The 26,276-nt window shown below is 66.8% G+C and carries 20 protein-coding genes; 8 read left to right on the top strand and 12 right to left on the bottom strand.

The genetic code is table 11. The annotated features are described in order from the left end of the window. Nucleotides 1-98 precede the first annotated feature (98 nt). Both A9W99_RS03890 and pruA read right to left on the bottom strand, forming a co-directional pair. Nucleotides 99-1,109, bottom strand: coding sequence for a proline dehydrogenase family protein (locus tag A9W99_RS03890; RefSeq protein ID WP_067373717.1), 1,011 nt, complete (start codon nucleotides 1,107-1,109; stop codon nucleotides 99-101). After that, the gene (gene pruA, locus A9W99_RS03885) at nucleotides 1,109-2,740 is read right to left on the bottom strand and encodes an L-glutamate gamma-semialdehyde dehydrogenase (protein ID WP_067373714.1); all 1,632 of its coding nucleotides are present in this window, start codon (nucleotides 2,738-2,740) and stop codon (nucleotides 1,109-1,111) included. The genes A9W99_RS03890 and pruA overlap by 1 nt, the downstream gene beginning before the upstream one ends. A gap of 84 nt (nucleotides 2,741-2,824) precedes the next feature. On the opposite strand from pruA, the gene A9W99_RS03880 reads away from it, so the two are divergent. The 5 genes from A9W99_RS03880 to cysC all read left to right on the top strand — a co-directional run bounded on the left by A9W99_RS03880 (nucleotide 2,825) and on the right by cysC (nucleotide 9,829). Next, the gene (locus A9W99_RS03880) at nucleotides 2,825-4,414 is read left to right on the top strand and encodes a CdaR family transcriptional regulator (protein ID WP_067373712.1); all 1,590 of its coding nucleotides are present in this window, start codon (nucleotides 2,825-2,827) and stop codon (nucleotides 4,412-4,414) included. Nucleotides 4,415-4,490: 76 nt separating this feature from the next. Next, a complete protein-coding gene (locus tag A9W99_RS03875) occupies nucleotides 4,491-6,032 on the top strand; it encodes an adenylate/guanylate cyclase domain-containing protein (protein WP_067373734.1) in 1,542 nt (513 codons plus the stop codon). A 187-nt stretch (nucleotides 6,033-6,219) separates the two neighbouring features. Then, nucleotides 6,220-7,023: a Stf0 family sulfotransferase gene (locus A9W99_RS03870; RefSeq protein WP_067373709.1), complete on the top strand. Its 804-nt coding sequence runs from the start codon at nucleotides 6,220-6,222 to the stop codon at nucleotides 7,021-7,023. Continuing rightward, nucleotides 7,020-7,946 (top strand): sulfate adenylyltransferase subunit CysD, encoded by a 927-nt coding sequence (gene cysD, locus A9W99_RS03865; RefSeq protein ID WP_067373705.1) that lies wholly within the window; start codon nucleotides 7,020-7,022, stop codon nucleotides 7,944-7,946. Before A9W99_RS03870 ends, cysD begins: the two co-directional genes overlap by 4 nt. After that, nucleotides 7,946-9,829 (top strand): adenylyl-sulfate kinase, encoded by a 1,884-nt coding sequence (gene cysC, locus A9W99_RS03860; protein WP_067373703.1) that lies wholly within the window; start codon nucleotides 7,946-7,948, stop codon nucleotides 9,827-9,829. Before cysD ends, cysC begins: the two co-directional genes overlap by 1 nt. Nucleotides 9,830-9,929: 100 nt before the next feature. Here the strand turns inward: cysC and A9W99_RS03855 are convergent, their stop codons facing one another. The 4 genes from A9W99_RS03855 to fdxA form a co-directional block, all read right to left on the bottom strand. Beyond that, nucleotides 9,930-11,201, bottom strand: coding sequence for an alpha/beta hydrolase (locus A9W99_RS03855; protein ID WP_067373700.1), 1,272 nt, complete (start codon nucleotides 11,199-11,201; stop codon nucleotides 9,930-9,932). A 47-nt stretch (nucleotides 11,202-11,248) separates the two neighbouring features. Then, entirely contained in the window at nucleotides 11,249-13,597 is a 2,349-nt protein-coding gene (locus A9W99_RS03850) for an amino acid permease (protein ID WP_067373731.1), read from the bottom strand. A 164-nt stretch (nucleotides 13,598-13,761) separates the two neighbouring features. After that, the gene (gene dapC / locus A9W99_RS03845; protein ID WP_156622926.1) at nucleotides 13,762-14,856 is read right to left on the bottom strand and encodes a succinyldiaminopimelate transaminase; all 1,095 of its coding nucleotides are present in this window, start codon (nucleotides 14,854-14,856) and stop codon (nucleotides 13,762-13,764) included. Between the two features lie 41 nt (nucleotides 14,857-14,897). Next, nucleotides 14,898-15,224 (bottom strand): ferredoxin, encoded by a 327-nt coding sequence (gene fdxA, locus A9W99_RS03840; RefSeq protein WP_067373695.1) that lies wholly within the window; start codon nucleotides 15,222-15,224, stop codon nucleotides 14,898-14,900. Between the two features lie 294 nt (nucleotides 15,225-15,518). On the opposite strand from fdxA, the gene A9W99_RS03835 reads away from it, so the two are divergent. Together A9W99_RS03835 and A9W99_RS03830 are read left to right on the top strand one after the other, a co-directional pair. Further along, nucleotides 15,519-17,540 carry an NADPH-dependent 2,4-dienoyl-CoA reductase gene (locus A9W99_RS03835; protein ID WP_067373692.1) on the top strand — a complete coding sequence of 674 codons (2,022 nt, stop codon included), beginning with the start codon at nucleotides 15,519-15,521 and terminating at the stop codon, nucleotides 17,538-17,540. Nucleotides 17,541-17,745: 205 nt separating this feature from the next. After that, the gene (locus tag A9W99_RS03830; protein ID WP_067373728.1) at nucleotides 17,746-18,063 is read left to right on the top strand and encodes a hemophore-related protein; all 318 of its coding nucleotides are present in this window, start codon (nucleotides 17,746-17,748) and stop codon (nucleotides 18,061-18,063) included. Nucleotides 18,064-18,067: 4 nt separating this feature from the next. Here the strand turns inward: A9W99_RS03830 and A9W99_RS03825 are convergent, their stop codons facing one another. From A9W99_RS03825 to mshB, 4 genes are all read right to left on the bottom strand, one after another. Continuing rightward, complete coding sequence (locus A9W99_RS03825; protein ID WP_067373726.1) at nucleotides 18,068-18,826, bottom strand: maleylpyruvate isomerase N-terminal domain-containing protein; 759 nt, start codon at nucleotides 18,824-18,826, stop codon at nucleotides 18,068-18,070. Nucleotides 18,827-18,984: 158 nt separating this feature from the next. Continuing rightward, complete coding sequence (locus A9W99_RS03820; RefSeq protein WP_067373689.1) at nucleotides 18,985-21,567, bottom strand: bifunctional FO biosynthesis protein CofGH; 2,583 nt, start codon at nucleotides 21,565-21,567, stop codon at nucleotides 18,985-18,987. Between the two features lie 101 nt (nucleotides 21,568-21,668). After that, nucleotides 21,669-22,130 (bottom strand): hypothetical protein, encoded by a 462-nt coding sequence (locus A9W99_RS03815; protein WP_067373686.1) that lies wholly within the window; start codon nucleotides 22,128-22,130, stop codon nucleotides 21,669-21,671. Nucleotides 22,131-22,232: 102 nt separating this feature from the next. Continuing rightward, nucleotides 22,233-23,138: an N-acetyl-1-D-myo-inositol-2-amino-2-deoxy-alpha-D-glucopyranoside deacetylase gene (mshB, locus tag A9W99_RS03810; protein ID WP_067373685.1), complete on the bottom strand. Its 906-nt coding sequence runs from the start codon at nucleotides 23,136-23,138 to the stop codon at nucleotides 22,233-22,235. Between the two features lie 100 nt (nucleotides 23,139-23,238). Between mshB and A9W99_RS03805 the strand changes: the two genes are divergently transcribed. Beyond that, nucleotides 23,239-23,853: a TetR/AcrR family transcriptional regulator gene (locus A9W99_RS03805; protein ID WP_067373682.1), complete on the top strand. Its 615-nt coding sequence runs from the start codon at nucleotides 23,239-23,241 to the stop codon at nucleotides 23,851-23,853. 13 nt (nucleotides 23,854-23,866) lie between these two features. On the opposite strand, the gene A9W99_RS03800 is transcribed toward A9W99_RS03805, so the two are convergent. Continuing rightward, nucleotides 23,867-24,190, bottom strand: coding sequence for a PE family protein (locus tag A9W99_RS03800; RefSeq protein WP_067373680.1), 324 nt, complete (start codon nucleotides 24,188-24,190; stop codon nucleotides 23,867-23,869). A gap of 139 nt (nucleotides 24,191-24,329) precedes the next feature. After that, entirely contained in the window at nucleotides 24,330-26,228 is a 1,899-nt protein-coding gene (locus A9W99_RS03795; protein ID WP_172828802.1) for an ABC transporter family substrate-binding protein, read from the bottom strand. Nucleotides 26,229-26,276: the final 48 nt, after the last annotated feature.

Genomic DNA, 26,276 nt, shown 5'->3' with positions numbered 1-26,276 from the left:
GCCGAAAAAGGCTGGACCACCCGCACCAACAGCCACGGCCAAACCGAATGGATACCACCGCCACACCTCGACCACGGCCAACCCAGAACGAACGCGTTTCACCACCCCGAACGATTCCTACACGACGACGACGATCCCGTTTGACCGCGAGATGGTCGTTCGGCCAGCGCACGCACGAAAAACATTAGATTGGCTGGCCGCTCGGCCAACCTCCGCATGAAATAGCCGTACCACTGGGTACCGTACGGCACGTACACCCGCACCTGGTTCCCGGCGGCGACCAGTCGCCGCTGCTCGTCGCCGCGGATGCCGTACAGCATCTGATACTCGAAATCGCCCACGCCGCGACTGAACTCGTGAGCCAACCCAGGGACCGCATCGATGATCTGCGGATCATGCGTGGCCACCATCGGATAACCACTGCCGGCCATCAGCACCCGCAGACACCGCAGATAGGAGTCGGTGACCTCGTCCCGGTCCCGATAAGCCACCGAGGCGGGCTCGTCGTAGGCGCCCTTGCACAACCGGACCCGCGCCCCGACCGTAGCCAGCTCTCGGCAATCGTCGAGCGTACGCCGCAGGTAGGCCTGCAAAACAGTACCCAGCCAAGGAAAGTCGACGCGTAGATCACCCGAGATCGACAACGTCGAATCGGTGGTGCGGTGATCTTCGGCATCTACTGTGACCCAGACCCCGGCCTGCTGGGCCCGCTCGCAGATGGTGCGGGCGTTGTCGAGCGCGATCTTCTGGCCGTCACGTTCCAGCGCCTGCCCCAGCGCCGAAAGCTTCACCGACACTTCCAGCGGCCACACACCCTCACCGGCACTGTCGGCACTCAGCGCATCGAGCAGACGAAGGTAGGCCTGCACGGTAGCCACCGCGCCGTCGATATCGGTCACGTCCTCACCCAGATAATCGACGCTGACCAGGCAGCCCGAGCCGCGCAGTGCGGCAACGCTGTTCAGTACCGAGCCAACTGTCTCCCCCGGTACGAACCGGTGTACCACGCCGCGGGTGACCGGCAAACGTTCGGCGGCGCGCCGCAATCGCTCGCTACGGCTCACGGCCAGGATGGCCGGACGCAGAGTGTTTGCGAACAGCCCGGCCATCAGTCCGGCCCCATATGCGGATAGATGTGATCGGTAGCGGGTACGAAAGTCTCCTTGATTGTGCGGGCCGAGGTCCAGCGCAACAGATTCAGCGGTGAGCCCGCCTTGTCGTTAGTACCCGAACCGCGCGAACCGCCGAATGGCTGTCGCCCGACCACCGCGCCGGTTGGCTTGTCGTTGACATAGAAGTTGCCGGCCGCGAACCGTAGCCGCTCCTGCGCGGTCAGCACGGCCCGGCGGTCGTCGGCAATCACCGCGCCGGTCAAGGCATAACGTGATCCGGTGTCGATGACGTCGAGGATCCGTTCGAATTGGTCGTCGGGGTAGACGTGCACCGACAACAGCGGGCCGAAGTACTCGGTAGCGAAGGACTCGTCGGTGGGGTCGTCGGACAGGAAAACGGTCGGACGCACGAAATAGCCCTCGTGGTCGTCGTATTCGCCGCCCACTGCAATGGTCACCGCTGGGGCGCCTTTCGCACGTTCGATGGCGTCGACGTTCTTGAGGAAGGCGCGCCGGTCGATCAGCGCACCACCGTAGTTCGTCAGGTCGGTGATGTCTCCATAGCTCAGCTCCTCAGCCGCACCAAGGAAGCTGTCTCCCATCCGCTGCCATACGGAATGCGCGATGAACGCCCGCGAGGCCGCCGAACACTTCTGGCCCTGATAGTCGAAGGCTCCCCGAATCAGCGCGGTGCGCAACACATCCGGGTGCGCGGAGGTGTGGGCGAGTACGAAGTCTTTGCCGCCCGTCTCGCCGACCAATCGCGGATAACAGTGGTAGCGACCGATATTGGTGCCGACCTGGTACCACAGCCGCTGGAAGGTGGCCGTCGACCCGGTGAAGTGGATGCCGGCCAGCCGCCGATCACCCAGCGCCACATCGGAAACCGCGAAGCCGTCGCCGGTGACCATGTTGATCACCCCGGGCGGCAGTCCGGCGGCCTCGAGCAGTTGCATCAGCAGGTATGCCGAAAGCGTCTGGGTAATAGAGGGTTTCCAAACGACGGTGTTGCCCATCAGCGCCGGGGCGGTCGGCAGATTTCCGGCGATCGAGGTGAAGTTGAACGGCGTGATCGCATAGACGAAGCCGTCCAGCGGACGGTAGTCGGACCGGTTCCACTCTCCCGGTCCGCTGATCGGCTGCTGCGCCAAGATCTGTCGCGCGAATTCGACGTTGAAGCGCCAGAAGTCGATCAGCTCGCACGGCGCGTCGATCTCGGCCTGGTAGACGGATTTGGATTGGCCGAGCATCGTTGCGGCGGCGATCTTTTCCCGCCACGGCCCGGCCAGCAGATCGGCGGCACGCAGAAACACTGCGGCACGTTCGTCGAACGGTGTTGCCGCCCATGCCTTCTTGGCATTCATCGCCGCCTCGACTGCTGCCGATGCGTCGGCGTGCACCGCGTTGGTCAGAGTGCCTAGCTTCGCGGCATGCCGGTGCGGCTGCACCACGTCGATCCGCTCGCCGTCGCCCATCCGATGTCTGCCGCCAATGACATGCGGTAGGTCGATCGGGTGGTCGGCCAACGCCGCAAGTTCGGTAGCAAGTCGGGCACGTTCCGGGGAATGCGGGGCGTAGTCGTGAACCGGCTCGTTGACCGGTGCGGGAACCTGGCTGATCGCGTCCATGCTTGCCAGGATCCCCGCCAAGCGACCCCAAACACTTGGTCGATCAGACAACGATTGCCAGGTTTGCTAGTACGATCGGACAATATGAATGCGGCTGGTGTCGGGCTGGGCCAATTGCTACTGGCGCTGGACTCGACCCTGGTCAGCCTGGTCGAGGCGCCGCGGGGCCTGGACCTTCCGGTTGCGACGGCAGCGCTGATCGATTCGGACGATGCGCGGTTGGGACTGGCCCCGGCCGCAGGGTCTGCCGACCTCTTCTTCCTGATGGGCATCACCGAAAAAGAGGCGTTGCGCTGGATCGACCAGCAGGTCGGGCGCGCGCCGGTGGCGATCCTGGTCAAGGAGCCGTCCGACGCGGTGGTGGGCAGGGCGGTCGCGGCCGGATCGGCGGTGGTTGCCGTTGAGCCGCAGGCCCGCTGGGAGCGGCTGTATCGGTTGGTGAACCACGTACTGGAGCATCACGGGGACCGCGCGGACCCGGCGGATGACTCGGGCACCGATCTCTTCGGCCTCGCACAGTCGTTGGCTGACCGGATCCACGGCATGGTCAGCATCGAAGACGCCCAGTCACACGTGCTGGCCTACTCGGCCTCCAACGACGAAGCCGACGAGCTTCGGCGGCTGTCCATCCTGGGCCGCGCCGGCCCGCCCGAACATCTCGAATGGATCGGTCAGTGGGGCATTTTCGACGCGCTGCGTGCCGGCAGCGAGGTGGTGCGCGTTGCCGAACGGCCGGAATTGGGCTTGCGCCCGCGACTGGCGATCGGGATTCACCACCCACCGGTGGGGGCACGGCGGCCGCCGGTATTCGCCGGCGCCATCTGGGTGCAGCAAGGGTCCCAGCCGTTGGCCGACGACGCAGAGGAAATCTTGCGTGGCGCGTCAGTGCTTGCGGCCCGTGTCATTTCGCGGCTCGCTGCGCGGCCGTCGAGCCATGCGCGGCGGGTGCAGCAACTGCTCGGTCTGAGCGACGGGGATGCCCTCGACGTGGCCGGCATCGGCCGCGAACTCGGCCTGTCCGCTGACGGGAACGCCGCGTTGATCGGGTTCGACATCGCCGGCACCGGGCCACGCCATCCTCGTCTGACAGATGTCTTGGCATTGAGCGCCAGCGCTTTTCGGCCCGATGCTCAGGTCGCTTCATCCGGATCGCGGACGTATGTGTTGCTGCCTGCGACCGCAACAGCCAGATCTGTCACTTCGTGGGTTCGCGGCACGATCGGCGCGCTGCGCACCGAGCTCGGTGTACAGCTGCGGGCCACCGTTGCCGCACCGCTACCGGGCTTGGCCGGGGTCGCCGCGGCGCGCAGCGAGGTGGACCGCGTGCTGGAAAGCGCTGCGCGACATCCGGATTTGGGACAAGTGATCTCGTTGACGGAAGCACGCACCACGGTGCTGCTCGACGAGATCGTCACCTTGGTCGGCAGCGAACCGCGACTCGTCGACCCGCGGGTACGGGACCTGCGCGCGCAGGATCCGGTGCTGGCCGAGACGTTGCGGGTGTATCTCGACAGCTTCGGCGACATCGCCGCCGCGGCACGACTATTACAGGTACACCCCAACACCGTTCGTTATCGGGTGCGTCGAATTGAGAAGCAGCTGTCCACCTCCCTGGCCGATCCCGATGTGCGACTGCTGTTTTCGCTGAGTCTGCGGGTGCTGGAACGGTCATAGGCGCCGCCGTCGACCGTGAGCGTGCAATTCAACGAACGGGCAACGACCGGCCTCGGGCCTCGCTATGCTCAATGCCGTGGCGGAAACGTCGTATGCCTCGTGCGGCGATCTCAGCCTGGCGTATCAGGTGTTCGGCGACGGACCCGTCGAGCTGGTCTTCGCCGGGCCGTTCGTCAGCCACCTCGAGTTGTTCTGGACCGCGCCAGAATTCAAGGCTTTCTTCGACCAGCTCGCGACGTTCTGTCGCATCGTTGTGTTCGACAAGGCCGGGGTGGGGCTGTCGGACCCGGTCCCGCGAGTTCGCACGCTGGATGAACGGGCGGCTGAGATCGAGGCTGTCATGGATGCCGCCGGCTTCAAAAAGGCCGTGCTCTTCGGGTGCAGTGACGGCGGCCCGGCCGCCATGATGTTCGCGACCACCCGGCCAGAACGAACGCGGGCGTTGATCCTCTGTGACACATACTCGTTTCAGCCGGGCGGGTGGGACACCATAGACCTCGATCCGGTCGAGCTTCGGGCGCGCATCCTTCCCGAGGTGGGTGAAGACTACGTCCCGTCGGCGGAGCAGATCGCCCGCCTCCAGGAAATTCACCGCGCCGTCCGCGCCGGGTGGGGTAGCGGTGCGACACTCAGGATCGCTGGGCCGTCAGTGTCGTGGGGATTACGCCAGCTCGCCATGTTTGAACGCATGTGCGCGAGCCCGGGGATGGCGCGGGTGTCGCTCGAGGCGTCGTTCCGGCTCGACGTGCGGCCGATCCTGCCGACGATCACGGCCTCAACCCTGGTCATCCATGCCCGCGGGGACGCGGTGGTTCCAGTACAGTCTGGCCGCTACCTCGCCGACCACATCCCGGCCGCGCGGTACCTCGAGGTCGACGGCGAGCACCTGCCCTGGTTCGCTGAGCCGGACAAGATCCTGACCGAGATCGAGGAATTCCTCACCGGCACCCATGCGGCACCGGCGCCGTCGCGTCGCGCGCTGCGCACGGTGTTGTTCACCGACATCGTCGCCTCGACCGAACGCGCCGCGGCTACGGGGGACGAGCGGTGGCGGGCGCTGCTGGAGCGCTTCGGTGAAATCACCGCCGACCTCGCAGGCCGTTTCGGGGGCACGGTGGTAAAAAGCACCGGCGACGGTCACTTGGCCACGTTCGACGGGCCGACCCAGGCGATCCGCTGCGCCGAGGCCCTGCGCACCGAGGCCGAGATGCTGGGCATCCAGATCCGCGCCGGCATTCACACTGGCGAGTGCGAACTGCTGGATGCGGACATCGGAGGAATCGCCGTCCACATCGCGGCGCGCATCCTCGGCCACGCCGGTGCCGGCGAAATCCTGGTCTCGCGCACCGTGCGTGATTTGGTCGTCGGGTCGGGCACGGGTTTTGAAGACCGCGGCAGCGTCGAACTGCGCGGAGTACCCGGCAGCTGGCAACTGCTGGCGGTCGATCGCGAGGGGCCTCGGGCCGGGTCCGCCGAGGCGCAATTGATATCGACACCCACTCCCGGAGCCCGGAGCGCGATGCGCCGCTCGGATCGGGCCGTCGAGGTGATGGCGAGGCGGGCACCGTGGCTTCTGCGCGGAATGGCCCGCGTCGCTCCGGCCAGCGGACGCAGGTAAACGCTCGACGCGTTAAATGTCGCGGCGGTGAGGCGGTATCAGGAATCACATGGGTCACATATGCACCCATGCCGAACGTTTTGCACGCCGACGATGTCAAAACCGCTTGCCCGGCCCGCAATGGTTATCTTCAGCGTGAAGGAATTCCCTGCGTTGCACGGCTTTTGCCTCCCGCTATCCTGCCAGGGTGGCAGGCACCCCGTCGTCATACCTGGTCTTGGCGTCCCAGCGCAGCGGCAGCACGCTGCTGGTCGAATCGCTGCGCGCGACCGGCGTCGCCGGCGAACCCCAGGAGTTCTTCCAATATCTGCCTGCGACCAGCCAGGCTCCGCAGCCGCGGGAGTGGTTCGCCGGGGTCGAGGACGAATCGATCCTGCGGCTGCTGGACCCGTTGGACGTAGGGACGCCCGACCTGGCGCCGGCCGAGATCTGGCGTGATTACATCCGCACGGTCGGGCGAACACCGAACGGCGTCTGGGGCGGCAAGCTGATGTGGAACCAAACCCCCCTACTGTTGAATCGCGCGCGCCAATTGCCCAATCGCTCCGGCGACAGCCTGCTGGCCGCGATCCGCGACGTCGTCGGCGAGGAGCCCCTGCTGATCCATATTCACCGGCCCGACGTGGTGTCGCAGGCGGTGTCGTTCTGGCGCGCGGTGCAAACTCGGGTCTGGCGCGGCAGGCCCGATCCGGCTCGCGATGCGCGCGCCACCTATCACGCTGGAGCGATTGCCCACATCGTTTCCATGCTGCGCGCCCAAGAGGAGGGCTGGCAGAGCTGGTTCTCGTCAGAAGGCGTCGAACCCATGGAGGTCTCGTATCCGGTGTTGTGGCGCAACCTGACTCAGGTGGTGGCCACCGTTCTCGAGGCGTTGGGACTGGACCCGCGGCTGGCGCCTGAGCCGGTATTGGAGCGGCAGGCCGATCAGCGTTCGGACGATTGGGTGGACCGCTATCGGGCGGACGCCGAAAGAGAGGGACTACCAACATGACTGCGACCGTGGTGACCACCGAACTACGAAGAGTCGACGAACTTCGGCTGCTGGAAGCCGAAGCGGTACACATCATCCGCGAGGTCGTCGCCGAACTCGAGAATCCGGTGCTGCTGTTTTCCGCCGGTAAGGACTCGATTGTGCTACTTCGCCTGGCGGAGAAGGCGTTTCGCCCACTGCCGCTGCCGTTCCCGGTGATGCACGTGGACACCGGCCACAATTTCCCCGAGGTCATCGAGTTCCGCGACCGTCGGGTCACCGGCCAGGGACACAAGCTGATCGTCGCGTCGGTTCAGGAATCCATCGACAACGGCCGGGTACCCGACCCGGGTCCCGGGGCGTCGCGCAACCGCGCGCAGACCCGCACCCTGCTCGACGCGCTGGACACCGGCGGCTTCGACGCGGCGTTCGGCGGCGCCCGCCGCGACGAGGAACGAGCCCGCGCCAAGGAACGCATCCTGAGCTTCCGCGACGAGTTCGGCCAATGGGATCCACGTGCGCAACGCCCCGAGCCGTGGACGCTCTACAACGGCCGCATCAAGAAGGGCGAACAGGTACGGGTGTTCCCGTTGAGCAACTGGACCGAGCTTGACGTGTGGCGCTACATCCAGCTGGAAGATTTGGAGCTGCCGTCGATCTACTTCGCGCACGAACGCGAGGTGTTCGAACGCGACGGCATCCTGCTGGCAGTGTCGGAATATGCCAGCCCTCAGGCCGGTGAATCCTCCGCGGTGGAATGGGTGCGCTACCGCACCGTCGGCGACCTGACCATCACCGGGGCCGTGCGCTCCACCGCCACCGACATCGTCCGGGTCATCGGCGAGATCTCCGCGGCGACGGTCTCCGAGCGCGGCGAAACCCGCGCCGACGACCGCACCTCGGCCGCCGCGATGGAAGACCGCAAGCGCGAAGGATATTTCTGATGACCACGACCGTCACCCGTCAGCTGCTCCGCATCGCCACCGCAGGCTCGGTGGACGACGGCAAGAGCACCCTGATCGGCCGGCTCATGCACGACACCGACAGCCTGCCGCTTGATCACCTCGAGGCCGTCACCGACGCAGAGGGCGTCGCCGATCTCGCCGCCCTGTCCGACGGCCTGCGGGCCGAACGCGAACAGGGCATCACGATCGACGTCGCCTACCGGTTCTTCTCCACCGCAACGCGCAGCTACATCCTGGCCGACACGCCCGGTCACGAGCGCTACACCCGCAACATGTTCACCGGCGCATCCAACGCACACGTGGCGATTCTGCTGGTCGACGCCCGCGCCGGCGTGCTGCGGCAGACCCGCAGGCACGCCCGGATCGCAAGCCTGCTGGGCATCAGGCACTTCGTCGCGACGGTGAACAAGATCGACCTGATCGACTTCGACCAAGCCCGGTTCGCCGAAGTAGAAGCCGAACTGCGCCAGATGACGGCACGGCTTGGCGACACGGACATCACGGTGATCCCGATCGCGGCCAAGCACGGCGACAACGTCGTCCACCGCTCCGATCGCACGCCGTGGTACAGCGGCCCCACTCTGCTGGAGTACCTGGAGGGCATCGAGTTGGCCGCGCCGCAGGCCGAGGCATCGCGCCTGCGGCTGCCGGTGCAGTGGGTGTCGCGGCCGACCGCCGAGATGCGGCGCCGTTACACCGGACGCCTCGCGGCCGGCACGCTCAGCGTCGGCGATCCGGTGGTGTCGCTGCCCGCCGGCACCCGCTCGACGGTGACCGCGCTCGACACGCTCGACGACGACCGCACCACGGCCGTCGCGCCGCTGTCGGTGTCGGTCGAACTGGCCGACGACATCGATGTGGGACGCGGCGACGTGCTGGTCAGCGGCGCCGACGACGCCGTTGCGCCGGTACTGGCCCGCGAAATCGACGCGACGGTGTGCTGGTTCGTCGATACCCCGCTCCGCGCCGGTGACCGGCTGGCGCTCAAACAGGCCACCAAGACTGTGCGCGCAACCGTACAGGCGCTGCACTCCCGGCTGGACCCCGAGACGCTCGACGAGCTCGACGGGCCGGTTGAGTTGGCGCTCAACGACATCGGCACGGTCACATTGCGGACCAGCTCGATCGTGGTGGCGGACAGCTACGCCGAAGGCCGTGGCATGGGCGCATTCATCCTCATCGACGAGTCCACCAACGACACCGTCGGCGCGGGCACCATCGTCGAAGCCCGGGAGGTCAAACCGGGCACTCATCCGCGCACCGACATCCGCTGGCATCCGTCGTCGCTGGACCGCGGATACCGCTGGGGCGCCACCGGCCAACCGGGGGCCACGATCTGGTTCACCGGCTTACCGGCGTCCGGCAAGTCGACGATCGCGGTAGCCGTTGAGCGCGCGCTGGTGGAGTCCGGGCGGGTGGCCTACCTGCTCGACGGCGACAACCTGCGCCACGGCCTGTCCGACGATCTGGGCTTCTCACCGGGCGACCGCACCGAAAACATCCGGCGCGTAGGGCATTTGACCCGTTTGCTCGCCGACGCCGGTGTGGTGGCGCTGGCCTCGCTGGTGTCGCCGCTCAAGTCGGACCGCGAGATCGCCCGCGCTTTGAACGCCGCCGCCAAGCTGCCCTATATAGAGGTATACGTTGCGACGTCGCTGGCCGAGTGCGAGAAGCGTGACCCCAAAGGCCTGTATGCGCGTGCGCGCAGCGGCCAACTCAGCGGACTGACCGGTGTCGACGCACCCTACGAGCCACCGGAGGACCCGGACCTCACGCTCGACACCACCAATGCCGACATCGACGAACTTGCCGCGCAGGTCATTGCGCTGCTCAACGAGCGCAGCCCGCGCACGCCCGGCTAGCTCGTCGCGGGCGGCTATGGGCACGTCGAACGTGGGGGATATGTATGCGGTGCCAGCAACTTTCATCCATATCACCCACGTTCGGCGAATCAGGCGACCGCTAGCTGCCGAACGCGCGCCGTTCGGAGCTCTGCCGATCCGACGCGTACACCTCGGCAAGGAACTGCTCGACCGCCACCGCGGCGTGCGCCGCGCGGGCCGACCCGAAAATGTCGAAAGCGTGTTGCGCGCAAGGTAATTCGGCGTAGACGACGGGGTTGCGGCTGACCTGGCGCAGCCGGGCCGTGAAGCTGCGCGCCTGCTCGACCGGGACCAGCGAGTCGTTGCGGCCATGCAGCACAAAGAAGGGCGGCGCGTCCGCAGAGACGTGGGTGATCGGCGAGGCATTGCGAAACGGCTCATCGATCTCGGTGCGGCTCAGCTTGAACACGTTCTTCGCCACCGTCGGGGTCAGCAACGGATGCGAACTCTCGGACCGGGTGAAGTCGTAGACGCCGTAGAACGGCACCGCCGCTTGCACGCGGGTGTCGGCAGCTTCGAAGCCCGGCTGGAATTGAGGATCGTTCGGTGTGAGGGCGGCCAGCGACGACAGATGCCCGCCCGCCGAGCCGCCGGTGATCGCGATCCACTCCGGGTCTCCGCCGTACTCGGCGATGTGCTCCTTGACCCACGAGATCGCGCGCTTGACGTCGACGATGTGGTCGGGCCAGGTGGAGCGCGGGCTCAGCCGGTAGTTGATGGCCACACACACCCAGCCCAGCTCGGCGAGGTGGCTCATCAGCGGATGCGCCTGTCCGCGCTTGTTCCCCACCATCCAGGCGCCGCCGGGAACCTGCAGCAAAACCGGGGCCCGTCCGCCGCGGTCGAGGTCCGGCCGGCGCCAGATGTCGAGGTGATTCCGGGAGCCGAACTCGCCATAGCTGATGTCGCCGTCGTGCGCGTAGTCGCGGTAGATCCGCATCATCCGCACCAGTCCGGGCTGCTTGGCGCTGCCTCCCCCGGGCTCCGGACGCTTCCACAAATCACCCGACTCGGTACGACGGTTCAGACCCAGCCCTTGGTCCAGCGCCGCGGTCAACGGCTGGTCAGCCGACTGCCCGCTGCGGCGCAAGCCCAGCAACCCCAGCCAAGACACTGCCGACACCAGCCAGCTGAACAAGCGCACCCGTGGAGACAGCCGGCGTGACACCGACGCCAGCGCCGCCAACTGGGCAGCCAGCGTCGGCACCGGAAGCTCTGAGGCGAATAGGCCGAACCCGAATGCGTACAGCGAGGCGTACCCGTTCTTGGTCAGCGGCCGGTAGCCGTTGGCGGTGAACGCCAAACTGAAAACGGACACCAACACCGCCGCCACTCGCCTCACCGCTGACATTCCTTCGAATCCCTCCGAATGCGTCGAATTCTTACTGGTAGCCGAATCTAACTGTCTTCCGAGTCCGGACTTTCACCGGCGTCGGCGGTGTCTGTTTTCGCGGGATCTTCGATGATGTGGTAGGCGGGGTCGACCATCGTTATCGGACGGTTGCCGCTCTGGCGCGGTTTCCCGATGATGCGCAACAACTGACCGGGCTGGATGTCAGCACCTCCGTGGCCGGGGCGGAACGAAATGCTGATCTCGCCCGTGTCATCGCCGACCACTATCGAGCGGAACGTCCGCCGCCCTTTGGCGATGTCCTCGACTTCGCTGACCCGTCCCTCGAAGGTGGCGCGCTGTCCGGGAATCAGGCCCGCCACCGTGATCACTGACGATGGACGGTCGGAATGCTCGGGATGCTCGTAGGCGTCGACGTTTTGCTCTTCGCCCTGAGAGACCCAGGCTTCCAGCTTGTCGAGTTCGCGCGCGATCCGTTGCTCGAAGCGCTCGGGGTATGCCTCCTGGACCCGCGATTGCACGTCGTAAGGAACGATCGTCGCGGCCGCGTCCGGAAGGAGGCTGACCGCGCGGGCGATCTTGTCTGCGGTTCGGTCATGCAGCAATCGGCCCAGCAGCGGCGCATACGTCCGGCGTGGCAGCAACACCGTCACGTTGGTGTTCGGGTGCTCTTTGCTCGCCTTGGCGACCAGTAGCTGTGCGGACCGGGTGACCCGCCGGTCGGGGCAGTCCACCACCCGCAGCCTGGTGTCGAGATCGAAGTCCTCCCAACGCTTTCGCAAGTGCGCGGCGTGGGCCGCGTCGACCATGAAGTGCACCGCGATCAGCTCGTCTGCCCGCAGTCCCTTGCCGTACCGCAGGGCTTCGAGCACCGCGAGGTCAAGCGAGTTGACGAAGATGAACACCCGGTGCCTGGCGTACTTCACCACCTCGGGTCGGTCGGTGCGGAACATCTCGAGGATGGCGGCCTCGGCCCGATATTCCTTGTTGAGCCGGATCAGCACGAACACCAGAATCGGAAAGACCACGACTACCAGCCAGGCACCCTCGGTGAACTTGGCCACCGCGAAGATACCGACCACCACCGTCGACAGGATCGCCGCGGAGAAATTGATCGCCAGTCGGCGCCTCCACCCGGTTTCCCGGTGCGTCAGATGGTGTTTGGTCATGCCGTAGCCGGCCATCGAGAATCCGGTGAACACCCCGATGGCGTAGAACGGCACCAGCGCGTTGACCGACCCACCGGTGATCACCAGCAATGCCACCGACAGCGCGGTGAGCGCAATGATGCCGTTCGAAAACACTAGGCGGTGACCACGTTTCGTCAGCTGTCGCGGCAGGAATCGGTCTTCGGCGACGAAGCTGGCCAGTGCCGGGAAGCCGTTGAAGCTGGTGTTCGCACCGGTGAACAGGATGGCGGCAGTCGAGGCTTGGACGAGAAAGAAGAAGATGCCGCCGACGACTCCCGTGCCGAAGACGGCCTGGCCGACTTGCGAAAGGACCGAAGGATATTCACTCTTGTACGGCGTGGCGTGAGTGGCGTAGGCAAGGTAGGCGACGCCGGCGAGCAAAAAGCCGAGAACACAAGCCATTGCCGTGAGCACGCGACGCGCGTTGCGGCCCTGAGGCTTTCGGAAGACGTCGACGGTATTGGAAATCGCCTCCACGCCCGTCAGCGACGAACCGCCATTGGCGAAAGAACGCAGCAGCACCAGAATCGTTGCGCCCATGACCAATCCGTTGCCCGAATGGACGTCAACCATTCCGTGTTGATGGGTATCGGAAACCGGTAATCCCCAGAATATTTGGCGGATGACGCCGACGACTATCGTCAGTCCGATCATGATGATGAACGAGTACGTCGCCACCGCGAACGGCATCCCCGCTTCCTTCAGTCCGCGCAGGTTGGCGTAACAGATGGCAATGACCACGCCGACGGTGATCTCCAGGCTGTAGGGACCCAATGGCGGGATCGCCGAGACCACCGCCACCGTGCCGGCCGCCGACTGCACGGCCACGGTGACCACGTAGTCGATCAGCAGTGCCGCGGCGGCGACCTGGGCCACCCGGGGTCCGAAATTCTCCCGAGCGACGATGTAGGACCCACCCGCTCGGGTGTAGGCCATGACGACCTGCCGGTAGGACGCGGTGACCAGCACCAGAATCAGCAGGATGACGCCGGTGACGGGGAGCAGCAGAACGAACGCCGCCAGGCCGGCATGGGGTAGCAGCTCGATCAGGATCTGCTCCGGACCATACGCGGTCGACGAAATTGCGTCCGGCGAAAGTGCGCCGAGCGCAACCGGATTCGACAACTTCTCGGCGTGCAGGTCATCGGTGATGAGCGGCTTTCCCAGAAAGACGCGCTTCGCGATGTCGCCGATCGTCAGCGGGATTCGCGGCCGTGGCGTCGAACCCGCCGAACCAGTAGACCCGGCTGAATCAGCCGCACCAGGAGCACCCGCAGTACCAGTAGTAGAAGCCACGACCAATTCCACCGCGAGCGGAGGCAAAATCACACCAACTCGCCGGACTTTTTTCGATTTTGCGCGGTCTGAGATCAGCCGAGCCTGGCGACAGCTGCGCCGATGCGTTCGTCGGTGGCGGTCAGCGCAACGCGCACATGCTGCGCGCCGCGGGGACCGTAGAACTCTCCGGGCGCCACCAGGATGCCGCGGGCTGCCAGCCACATCACGGTGTCCTGACACGGCTCGCCGCGGGTGATCCACAGGTAGAGGCCGGCCTCGGAATGATCGACGGTGAAACCCCCCGCTCGAAGCGCCGGTGCCAAGGCTGACCGCCGCCGCTCATAGCGGTCTAGCTGCACCTTCTGGTGATCGTCGTCCTCGAGTGCGGCCACCATGGCGGCCTGCACCGGGGTCGGCACCATCATCCCCGCGTGTTTGCGCACTGCCAGCAACTCAGCCACTATGCCCGGATCTCCGGCGACGAAGCCGGCCCGGTATCCGGCCAGCGACGAACTCTTCGACAGCGAGTGCACCGCCAGCAGGCCGGTGTGGTCGCCGTCGCTCACGGCGGGATGCAGTACCGACAGCGGTCCCGGAGGCTCGACGTCCCAGCCCAAACTCAGGTAGCACTCGTCGGACACCACGACAACGCCTCGCTCGCGCGCCCACCCGACGACCTTGCGCAGGTGCTCGACACCGAGCACCCGCCCCGTCGGGTTGCTCGGCGAATTGATGTAAATGAGCGCCGGCGACCGCGGGCCCAGCTGGGTCAGCGAGTCCGCGCGCAGCACCTGCGCTCCGGCCAGCCGCGCACCCACCTCATAGGTCGGATACGCCAGCTCCGGTACCACGACCACGTCGGCCGGGCCGAGACCGAGCAGGGTCGGCAACCAGGCGATGAGCTCCTTGGTGCCGATCACCGGCAGCACGGCCGGCTCGGCCAGCCCGGTGATGCCGAACCGGCGGGCCAGCGCGGCCACCGCGGCTTCGCGCAGCTGCGGGGTGCCGGCGGTGGCCGGATACCCGGGCGACCAGGCGGCGGCCGTCAGCGCCTCTTGGATCAGCGGAGCGACGGGGTCGACCGGTGTACCGACCGACAGGTCGACGATGCCGTCCGGATGGGCCCCGGCCAGCGCTTTCGCGTCGACCAGGGTGTCCCAGGGGAACACCGGCAGGGACGCCGACACGACAGCCCGGCCCATCGCAGGCTCCCGCCGCACCGGCGTGCTCAGTCGCCTTCGCCCTGCGGCGGCAGGTCCTTGACCTCTTGCGGGTCGTTCTCGGTCATGCCCACCTTGGCCGCACCGCCCGGCGATCCCAGCTCGACGAAAAAGTCGGCGTTGATCTGCGTGTACTGGCTCCACTGTTCGGGCACATCGTCTTCGTAATAGATCGCTTCGACGGGGCAGACCGGTTCGCATGCCCCGCAGTCGACGCATTCGTCGGGGTGGATGTACAGCATCCGGGCACCCTCGTAGATGCAGTCGACCGGGCACTCCTCAATGCATGCCTTGTCCTTGATGTCGACGCAGGGCTGGGCGATCGTGTACGTCACGGACGTCTCCTCAACGTGTCCTCCATGTACTGGGTGTCCTCCATGTACTGCTCACTCTGGGCTGATGCTGCTCGCCTCGCCGGGAGCCGCCGGGACCCCGATCGGCGCAGCGTTCGGTTACTGATACTAGACGTTGCACATACACGTCGACCACTGGGCACGCCCGCAAATGTGTCCAGCCGTACGCACTGAGTTGGATAGCAGTGCAAAGCCGCGCTGCAGAGGCATTTATGCTGCCGGGATGGTGGGTGCGCGCTGGATCGCCGACGCCGTTCGGACGTTGCGGGAGAACCCGTGAATTCGTACCCGAATCTGTTGTCTCCGTTGGACCTTGGCTTCACCACGTTGCGCAATCGGGTGGTGATGGGTTCCATGCACACGGGCCTGGAAGACCGCCCCGGGCACACCGATCGGCTGGCCGCCTACTTCGCCGAACGCGCCCGGGGCGGTGTGGCACTGATCATCACCGGGGGCTACGCCCCGAACCGCACCGGCTGGCTACTGCCGTTCGCGTCGGAGCTGGTCTCCACGGCGCAAGCCCGGCGGCATCGCCGCGTCACCAGCGCGGTCCATGACTCGGGCGCCAAGATTCTGCTGCAGATCCTGCACGCCGGACGATACGCGTACCACCCGCTTTCGGTGAGCGCGTCGTCAATCAAGGCACCGATCAATCCGTTTCGCCCGCGCGCGCTCACATCGCGCGGCGTCGAAGCGACCATCGCCGATTTCGTCCGCTGCGCCCAGCTGGCCCGCGACGCCGGTTACGACGGGGTCGAGATCATGGGCAGCGAAGGATATCTGGTCAACCAATTCTTGGCGCCCCGCACCAACAAGCGCACCGATTCCTGGGGCGGTACGCCCGCCGGCCGTCGGCGCTTCCCGGTCGAAATCGTGCGACGCACCCGCAAGGCGGTCGGGCCCGATTTCATCATCTGCTACCGGATGTCGATGGCCGACTACGTCGAGGAGGGTCAGAGTTGGGACGAGATCGTCTCGCTGGCAATCGAATTGGAGGCGGCGGGGGTCACCGTCATCAATTCCGGGTTCGGCTGGCACGAGGCGCGGGTGCCGACGATCGTCACCTCGGTGCCCAATAGCGCGTTCGTCGACATCAGCAGCGCGGTCGCCGAACATGTCACCGTCCCGGTGGTGGCTTCCAACCGGATCAACATGCCCCAGGCCGCCGAACAGATACTGGCCGACACCCAGGTGCAACTCATCTCGATGGCCAGGCCGCTGCTGAGCGACCCCGAGTGGGTGCTCAAGGCGCAGTCCGATCGTGCCGACGAGATCAACACCTGCATTGCGTGCAACCAGGCCTGCCTGGACCACGCCTTCGTGAAGAAGTCGGTGTCGTGTCTGCTCAATCCGAGGGCCGGTCACGAGACGAAGTTGGTGTTGTCCTCGACGCGGCGCGCCCGCGCGGTGGCCGTCGTCGGGGCCGGCCCGGCCGGGTTAACGGCGGCGATCAACGCCGCCCAGCGTGGTCACTACGTCACGCTCTTCGAGGCCAACCACTACATCGGCGGCCAGTTCGACATGGCTCGCCGCATTCCGGGCAAGGAGGAATTCAGCGAGACCATCCGGTACTTCTCGACGATGCTGGCCAAGCACGGCGTCACGGTCCGGCTGGGCACCCGGGTCTCGGCTGCGGAGTTGACCGGCTTCGACGCGGTGGTGCTGGCCACCGGCGTGGCGCCGAGGATCCCGGTCATCCCCGGCATCGACCACCCGAAGGTGCTGACCTACGCCGAAGTAATCACCGGTGCCAAACCGGTCGGTAAAACCGTGGCCGTGGTCGGGGCCGGCGGCATCGGCTTCGACGTCAGCGAGCTGCTGGTCACCGATCATTCGCCGACCCTCAACATAAAAAATTGGAAGGCCGAATGGGGTGTCACCGACCCGCAGGAAGCCCGCGGAGCGCTGACCACTCCGCTGCCCGCACCGCCTGCTCGCGAGGTGTATTTGTTACAGCGCACCAAAGGCCCGCAAGGCAAGCGGTTGGGCAAGACCAGCGGGTGGGTGCACCGGGCATCGCTGAAGGCCAAGGGCGTCCACCAGCTCTCCGGGGTGAACTACGAGCGGATTGACGACGACGGCCTGCACATCAGCTTCGGTGCTGATCGCCGGCGCCCCCAGGTGCTACAGGTGGACAATGTCGTGCTCTGCGCAGGCCAGGAGCCGGTTCGCGAGCTGGAAGGCGAATTGCGGCGCCGCGGCGTCGACGCGTACGTCATCGGCGGTGCGGCGTTGGCGGCCGAGCTGGACGCTAAGCGGGCTATCAGGCAGGGCACCGAGCTGGCCGCGCAACTCTAATGCTCTACATGGCGGATTCACAGCTTGGCCGCAAACACGGCGCTGACCTGCGAAAAGTAAGACGTCGAGCGGCTATTGCGATAACGTCCGTGATGGAAGCCGGCCCACGGGGGCTGGTACCCTCAACGAAAGACGGCAGCCGCTGGGCGGATGTAGTCGCCGTCTCTCGCGACGGTACAAATAATCTGGGAAAGGTCCACAAATGGTGAGGTTGTCGTTGACCAAACTGGTCGCCGGGTTCGGCGGTTTCGCGTTCGCCCTGGGCGCCGCGACCGGGGTTGCCCACGCGGATCCGGACGCACTTAACACGACGTGCAACTACGGGCAGGTGATAGCGGCTCTCAACGCGACCGACCCTGCGACCGCCGCGCAGTTCAACAAAAGCCCTGCTGTGCAGGGCTACTTGAACAACTTCCTGGCCGCGCCTCCGGGTTCGCCGGAGCGTCAGCAGATGTTGTCGCAACTGCCTCCGCGGTACCAGGGGACTGTCCAGCGGGTCGCGGCGGTCTGCAACAACTACTGAGCACTCAGTAGCCGCTGAGTAGGCGGCGCACCCGGCCCAAGGTTTCCGGTCCGACGCGACTGCAAATCCGCGACGGATCGCCGGGTCGCCGCCCCCACAGCAGCAAAACTCGCGCGGCGGCGTCGGTTTCCAGAGTTGCCTGACCTTCTGGTTCGGTGAGCTCGATAGCGGTGTGGTAGGCGTCGGCGCTCACTAGCACATCGTCGGCGCCCGGCACTCGCAGCCGGGCCTCGATTTTCTGGCGCAGCTGCTGCGCGCCCTTGGCCAGCAGCGGCCGGCCCACCGCTACCACGCTGTGAGTCGTCATCCAGGGCTCGGCTAGCCGCGCCTGCGCGGCCGGGTCGTCGCCGGTGATGTCCCAGCCGTGCAGGACGAGCTCTTCACGCATGTGCTCGGCAAACCAGGGCACTTTCATCGTGCGACCTGTCCAGGCGACGTCGGTGTCAGTCGGGACCTCGTCGGCTGCAGCTGCGACCTCGTTCAGGCCGGCCATCCGATCGTGCAGCGCGTCCCACAGGTCCGTGTCGTTCATGTTGCGCAGCGGACCCTCGCGTTCTTCGAATGACCTGGTGTTGACGGGCTCGCCTTTCAGGTGGGCGCCCAGCACACGGGCGAGTTCTTCGGCGTTTCCCGCCTGGTGAATGACGATGTCACGCACCGTCCATGCCTCACACCAGGTGCCGGCATCGGGTCGCCGCTGCTGCACCGCGTCGAGGAATGGCTGCCATTCGGGGAAACGCTCGGTGTCGATCCGGTGCCGCATGGAGTAGGTATACCCGCTCATCCCACTGGCGAGCGTGCGCAAAATGCCATGCCCAACGGCGTGTCGCTGTACAACTGCGCACCCTCGCGGGGGGTCCAGAGTCTACGCCTGATGGTGGCGACCCGCTTCGCCCGGCTCCGCCGCGCTCGCGATCGCCACTACGCGGCGAGCGGGGCGTACGTGGTAGTCCGTTGACGTGCGGGGCGGCCGATGCCCTCGGCGATCGCGACCAGCTCGGCGACGGTCTTGGCCGACCCGTGTTCTGAACCGGCCATCCGTGAGATGGTCTCCTCCATCAGCGTGCCGCCCAGGTCGTTGGCACCGCCGTTGAGCATCACCTGGGTGCGCTGCTCGCCCAGCTTCACCCAGCTCGTCTGGATATGAGAGATGCGGCCGTGCAACATGATCCGCGCCAGGGCGTGCACCGCACGGTTGTCGCGATGGGTGGGCCCGGGACGGGAAGCGCCGGCCAGGTACAACGGCGAATTCTGGTGTACGAACGGCAGCGGAACGAATTCGGTGAAACCGCCGGTACGGTCCTGGATGCCGCGCAGCACGTTCAGGTGAGCTACCCAGTGTCGTGGACTGTCGACGTGCCCGTACATCATCGTCGACGAGGACCGCAGGCCCACTTCGTGTGCGGTGGTGACGATCTCGATCCACATCGACGTCGGCAACTTGCCCTTGGTGAGCACCCAGCGCACCTCGTCGTCCAGGATTTCGGCGGCTGTGCCGGGGATGGTGTCCAGCCCGGCCTCGCGCAGGCCGACCAGCCAGTCGCGAATGCTCATGCCGCTCTTGGTGACTCCGTTGGCGATCTCCATCGGGGAGAAGGCGTGCACGTGCATCGACGGGACCCGGGCCTTGACCGCGCGCACCAGATCGGCGTAACCGGTGACGGGTAGTTCTGGGTCGATTCCGCCCTGCATGCACACCTCGGTGGCGCCGGCGACGTGGGCCTCCCAAGCGCGCTCGGCAACCTCGTCGGTCGACAGCGAGTAGGCGTCGGCGTCACCCTTGCGCTGAGCGAACGCGCAGAACCGGCAGCCGGTGTAGCAGATGTTGGTGAAGTTGATGTTGCGGTTGACCACGAAGGTCACCTCGTCGCCGACGACCTCGCGGCGCAGCGAATCAGCCAGCGCGGCAACCGCTTCCAGGGCTGGGCCGTCGGCGGTGGCCAAGGCCAGGTATTCGTCGTCGGTGCAGCCGGCTGGGTCTCGTTCGGCCGAGCGCAGCGCCGAAAGCACGTCGGAGTCGACACGCTCAGGGGCGCGGGCCGCCAGCTCGTGTACGTGCGTCCGAATCGATTCCCAGTCCCCGAAGGCACTGTCGAGGTCGCTGCGGGTATCGGTGTTGCGGCCTTCCGTGTCGATGGCTGCGTTGAGGTCGACGCGGCCAGCGGACTCCACGTCGTCGGGTTCCTGCCAGGGCATACCCATCGGGTTCACATCGCGAGCGAGGCCGGTCGCCGGATCCGCAAGCGCCGCAACATGTCCCCGCACCCGCGGATCGATCCACGCGGCACCCGCCTGTACGTACTTCGGCTGGGCGGTCAAGCGCTGCACCAGCTCGTAACCGGATTCCGCGGTGACGGCGGCCAGTTCGTCCAAGGCCGGCCAGGGCCGTTCGGGGTTGACGTGATCGGGGGTCAGCGGCGAAACGCCGCCCCAGTCGTCGACACCGGCGCCGATCAGGGCCAGACACTCGTCGCGCGACACCAGGTTCGGCGGTGCCTGAATGCGCATGCCAGGGCCGAGCACCAGCCGCGCTACCGCGACGGTGGCCAGGTAGTCCTCGATCCCCGCGTCGGGCACGGCGGCCATCGCGGTGTGCTCCTTGGCCCGGAAGTTCTGCACGATCACTTCTTGAATGTGCCCGAACTCCTTGTGCGACTTACGAATCGCGTGCAAGGTATCGGCGCGCTCGGTCAGCGTCTCGCCGATGCCGACCAGCAAGCCGGTGGTGAACGGAATGGACAGCCGGCCGGCGTCGGTCAAGGCGCGCAGCCGGACCGCAGGGTCCTTGTCGGGACTGCCGTAGTGAGCCAGGCCCTTGGTTTCGAACAGCCGCCGCGACGTCGTCTCCAGCATCATGCCCATTGACGGCGCAACGGGTTTGAGCCGCGCCATCTCCGACCAGCTCATGACGCCGGGGTTCAGATGCGGCAACAGCCCGGTCTCCTCGAGCACCCGGATCGCCATCGCCCGCACATAGGAAAGCGTGGAGTCGTAGCCACGTTCGGCAAGCCAGTCGCGCGCCTCGGGCCAGCGTTCCTCGGGGCGGTCGCCAAGCGTGAATAGTGCTTCCTTGCAACCGAGTTCGCCTCCACGGCGCGCGATGTCGAGGATCTGGTCCTGTTCCAGGTACATGCCCGCGCCCTGGGCGCGCAGCTTGCCGGGCACGGTGACGAAGGTGCAGTAATGGCAGTTGTCCCGGCACAGATGGGTTACCGGGATGAACACCTTGCGGGAATACGTGATCGGCAACCGCCCCGAGGGTCGGCGGCGTCCGGCCGACTCCAGGCCCGCGTCGCGCACCCGCGCCGCGCTAGCGCACAGATCGGCGAGGTCGTCGCCGCGCGCGGTCATGGCGATCGACGCCTCGTCGATGTTCAGCGCGACGCCGTCTCGCGCCCGCCGCAGCACCCGCCGCATCGCCGAAGCAGTGGCCTGGCGCGGGACCCCGGCGCGAGCAAGGGGGTTTGGCAGGGCGATCGGCTCCTCGCCTGGAGTCAGCGGCACGTTGGTGTAACTTCCCGACGATCGATTTTCATCCGCAACAGTAGCGGCAGGACGCGGCGAGCCCGCGCTCGACCATACTGGCCCAACCGTGCAGCCACCCGTCACTGCGGGTGGCTGGTCCGCCAGAGCACCAATACCGGCGGCACGACCCCCGTCAGAATCAGCAGCGGAGCCGCATACGCCATCAGCCCGTTGCCCCCCAGAATGACGTCGTCACCGGGACCGCCCAGGCTCATCGCCGCGACCGTCAACAACCAGGTCCACAACGGCAGTGCGGCCACCCGCGGCGACGTGGTCCAGCGGGCTGCCGCCCACACCAGCGCCGCATTGACCAATCCGCTGATCAATCCGCTGATGGGAATGGGAACAGAGCCGACATAGGAGGGCAGCAGCAGCGCGCCGGCCAGTGCGGACAAGATGCCATCGACGGCCAACAGCGCCAGGACAACTGCGCGAATAGCTGGATCCGCCGCGCCGCTGTCCTCGACCGACGCGGCGCGTGGCTTCGTTTCGGTCAGGTCGGGACGCTGTCGATGTTCGAGAGTATCGAACCGATCACCCACTGAAAGCTGTCAAGTCGGTCTTGCCAGTGCTGCAGGTTGGGGTCCAGGTCGGGGTCCATACGAAATCCTTCTGAGTATTTCCAAGACGGCCTGGATAGGAGCCTACCGCTTATCGGAATCGTTGAGACCCAGTCCCGCGAGCAGATCTGTTTCCCATCCGCGCCGGTCGCGGCCGCCCGCGGAGCCGGCGGCCAGGACATAGTGCTCCTGCGCGGAAATCGGCAGGGCCATATTGTTCGACAGCGCGCAGGCCCGCCGGGTAGGCCCCACGGCGACCTGGGTGGAGTGCGCCAGGAGCGCCGCGGTCTTGGCCGCGTGTGCCTGGGGATCGGCCTCGATCACGGCGTCGATGTCGTCGTCCGCATACCCGAAGTCGAAGTCCTCGGGCGACGGGATCGTCCACTCGGGCCGCAGATCGTCGCGCTGCAGGGCGCGCCAACCCTCCGTCACCGCGCGTTCGGCTAGGACGGTCCAGTAGAACTTCGGCACGGCCCAGGGATTTCCGGGGTAAGAGTCGGCGGCGCCGGCCGCCGTCACTGCCGCGGTGGTGACGGTGTGAGCGTGGACATGATCGGGATGGCCGTAACCGCCTCTGGGGTCATAGGTCACGACCACGTGCGGGCGCTGCTCCCGAATTATCGCGACGAGCGCGCCCACGGCCTCCTGTTCGTCGGCGTCGATGAAGCGCTGGCGGCGCCGCGGCGCGGTGCCTTGCATTCCCGAGTCGCGCCAGCGGCCCGCTCCACCGAGGTAGGTGGGCTCCCCGGCCCCCAACGCGCGCAATGCCTCGGTGAGTTCGCCGACGCGATAACCACCGAGTTGATCGGCCTGGTCGACGGCCAGCGCGGCCCAGCGCTCGCCGATGACCTCGCCTTCCTCGCCGAGGGTGCAGGTGACCACACGCACGTCGGCCCCGCGGGCGGCGTAATGCGCGATCGTCGCGCCGGTGCTGAGACTTTCGTCGTCGGGATGCGCGTGCACGAACAACAGCCGCGGCGTCTCAGCCATGGACGCACCCTACCCGCCGTCCGCCGACGGTCTTCAGTAGTCGGCGGCGTTTCTTATCGGCGTGGCAGCAAATAGGAACGAGAGCGGCTACTATCGTCGAATGGCGCAGCTGACCCGAACCAGCACGAAGGCGGCCCGGAACCGCCGACGAGGCGAAGTGCTCGAACGTGCGCTGTACGAGGCCACGCTGGCCGAGCTGGCTGAAGTCGGCTACGGCAGGCTGACGATGGAAGGCATCGCGGCGCGCGCCCAGACCGGCAAGGCGGCGTTGTACCGGCGCTGGGCCAGCAAGCACGATCTGGTGCGGGCAGCGCTGCTGCATGTGCTGCCGCCGCTGACCGAGCCGCGCGCCGGGCGGTCAGCCAGGGAGAATCTGCTGACGGTGTTCACCGCCCACCGCGATGTCCTCGCCGGGAAGACCGCATTTCCCGGCCTGGGCATCATCGGCCAGTTGGTTCACGAACCCGAATTGCGCGCCATCTTCGCTGACGCCGTGGTCGGCCCGCGCCTGACCGTCGTCGAGGCGATCCTGCAAGCCGCGGTCCGCGACGGCGACATCGACCCGGCCACGCTGACCCCGATGACCGCTCGGGTGGGCCCCGCCCTGATCAATCAGCACTTCCTGCTCACTGGCACCCCGCCGAGCCGGCGGGAGCTCTCATTCATCGTCGACACCGTGATCCCACCGAAAAAGGCTGCCGCGCAGGATAATTGACGACGGCCGCAGGTCAGGCGGGCGGGACCACCGACATTGCCTGCAACGGCACCGTGTTGGCCGCCTCAGCGCCGGCATACGACGCCGCGCCGGAGCTCAACAGCCGGACAAACTGGTCATGGAACAGCGCCGCCTGACTGCTGAGCGATTGGTATGCCTGGCCGTGGCCGGCAAACAGAGTCGCGATCGCTTGTGACACCTCGTCGGCACCCGCCGGCACCACGCCGGTTGTCGCGGCCGATGCCGCGGTGTTGGCCTGGCTGATCGTCGAGCCGATATCCGCCAAGTTGGTCGCCGCGTCAGCGATCGGTTGTGGAACTGCGGTCAGAAAGGACATCTCTGCGATCCTCGCCCTCCGGGCTCGGCCACGATGGCCTCGCTCCTGGACCGATCGTGAAGCTGTCTTGCAATCAGCGGATGGTATCGCGATGTGAGCGCGGCTACGGCGTTTTGGCGGCCTGACTATCTTGCCGGAGCTAAGGGCCCGTTTTGATCCATTGACCGGCGTCGCCGACGATGCCAACCGGTACCGCGCCGGACAGGCTGACGTGCTGCACACTCGGGCCGGCCGCGACGATCGTGGTGTCCTGCAGGATGGGCAGCACGGTCGACATGTTCCACAGCCGCGGTTCGACCGCCGTGATCACGTCGCCGATGCTCTTGGTGCCGTTCAGAGCGGCATCGATATTCGACTGAATGCTGCGGTCGCAGATGCCGGTGAGGTTCGACGGCGCTCGCACCAGCGCGCCGGGGTCTGACGGGCGGCTGGTCGGCGCCGGCGCGGTAGTGCTGGGGGGCGTGGCAGATGGCGTCGCACCCGCGGGTGTCGTGGTCGGCGCATTGGATGGCGGCAGTTGGCTGGTTTGCAGTGCGGGGCAGCCGTATCGCGAGGCCAACACCGTCGCGAGGTTGCCGCCGGCTTGATGCCAACCGACGATGGCGTCCACCCGGTTGTCGTTAAGCGCGTCGCGGTAGAGCGTGACGGGGTCCAGCGGCATGACGGTCGCGGCCATACCGACGCTGCGTAACTGGTCGGCGGCGGTGTTGGCCACGGCCACCGCAGTCGGGTCGTTGGCCGCCACGCCGATGACCAGGGCCAGCTGCTGGCCGTCCTTGCTGATCCGGCCGTGGATGACTTCCGGCGGCCCGGTGCTGGCCGGGGTACCGGACGGACCAGAAGGAGTAGCCGGCGCAGTCGTGGCCGACGCGTTGCTCTCTACCTGGTAACCGGCCGCCGTCAACAAATCCAGCGCCGCCTGTTTGGATATCGCGGGCGGCGCCGTCGGCTCGTAGCCCGGGTCGCTCGGCGACCGGATCTGGGCTTGGGCCAGGGTGACGGTGTTATCGCTGCCGGCGCCCACCGCGGCCAGCAGGTCGACATCGAGCAATCCCAGAATCGCCTTGCGAACCTGGCTGTCGGCCAGCTTGGGCTTGTTGGCGCGCAGCGTGAGCTGCATGACCCGCGGCGTGACTATCCGGGCGGTCCGGACGTCGGGTATCGCGGACAGCTGCGCGAACGCCGCCGAACCGCCGTGTACTTGGGCCACCTGGGTGTCGCCGTTGCGCACCGAATCGGCCAGCGCGGCCGGGGCACCGGCGCGGCGGAACAGGATGAGGGCCGGGGTGGCCGGCGGTCCCCAATAGCGGTCGTTGCGGGCGATCAGGATCTCGTCGCGCTGCGGGTCGATGTTCTCGACGCGGAACTGCCCACCTGTGACGGGCAGGGCGCGGGCCAGCCCGGCCGCGAAACCGCCCGGCACGTCCTTGACGATGTGCGCGGGCAGGATGTTGCTGAACAGTTCCCGCCAGGCCGGGTACGGCTGCGCGAAGGTGACGACGGCCTGCTTGCCACCCTCGAGCGACTGCACGCCGGTGATCAGGTCATAGCCGGCCGGGTCGACGACGCCGGGCTGGCTGACCATCTGGCGCCACAGGTACCAGAAGTCGTCGGCGCCGATCGGGGCGTTGTCCGTCCATTGCGCCTCGGGCCGGATCTTGTACGTCACCGTGAACGGGTTCTGGCTGGTCACGTCGGCCGAGACCAGCAGGGTCGGGTCCATCTCCCAGCGCGAACCCGTCGGCGTGCCGTGGTCGGATACCGGCCGAAACGCGCTGGGCAACACCAGCGCGCTGATCGCCGCGTTCACCGGCGACAGGTCCGACAGCAGATGCGGGTTGAACCCGGCGCCGATCGAGTCGATGCCCATGATGATCTGAATCGGGCGCTGCGGCGGCGGCGGCGAGTTGTGCGGGGTATCGGTGCTTTGCGGAGCGGGCGGCGGGTTGACGGTACAGGCCGCCAGACCCAGGCCCACCATCGCGACCAGCACACCGACCAGCACCAGGAGGTGACGGGCTCGGTGCAGCACGCCCATCAGGGTATCGAGCGTCTGCCCAATAGCCCGGCTGACCACGCGCCGCAC

Source organism: Mycobacterium sp. 1164966.3 (assembly GCF_001665395.1).
GTDB lineage: Bacteria > Actinomycetota > Actinomycetes > Mycobacteriales > Mycobacteriaceae > Mycobacterium.
The sequence above is the reverse complement of the archived record's forward strand: the minus strand, read 5'-3'. Positions and strand labels throughout refer to the sequence as shown.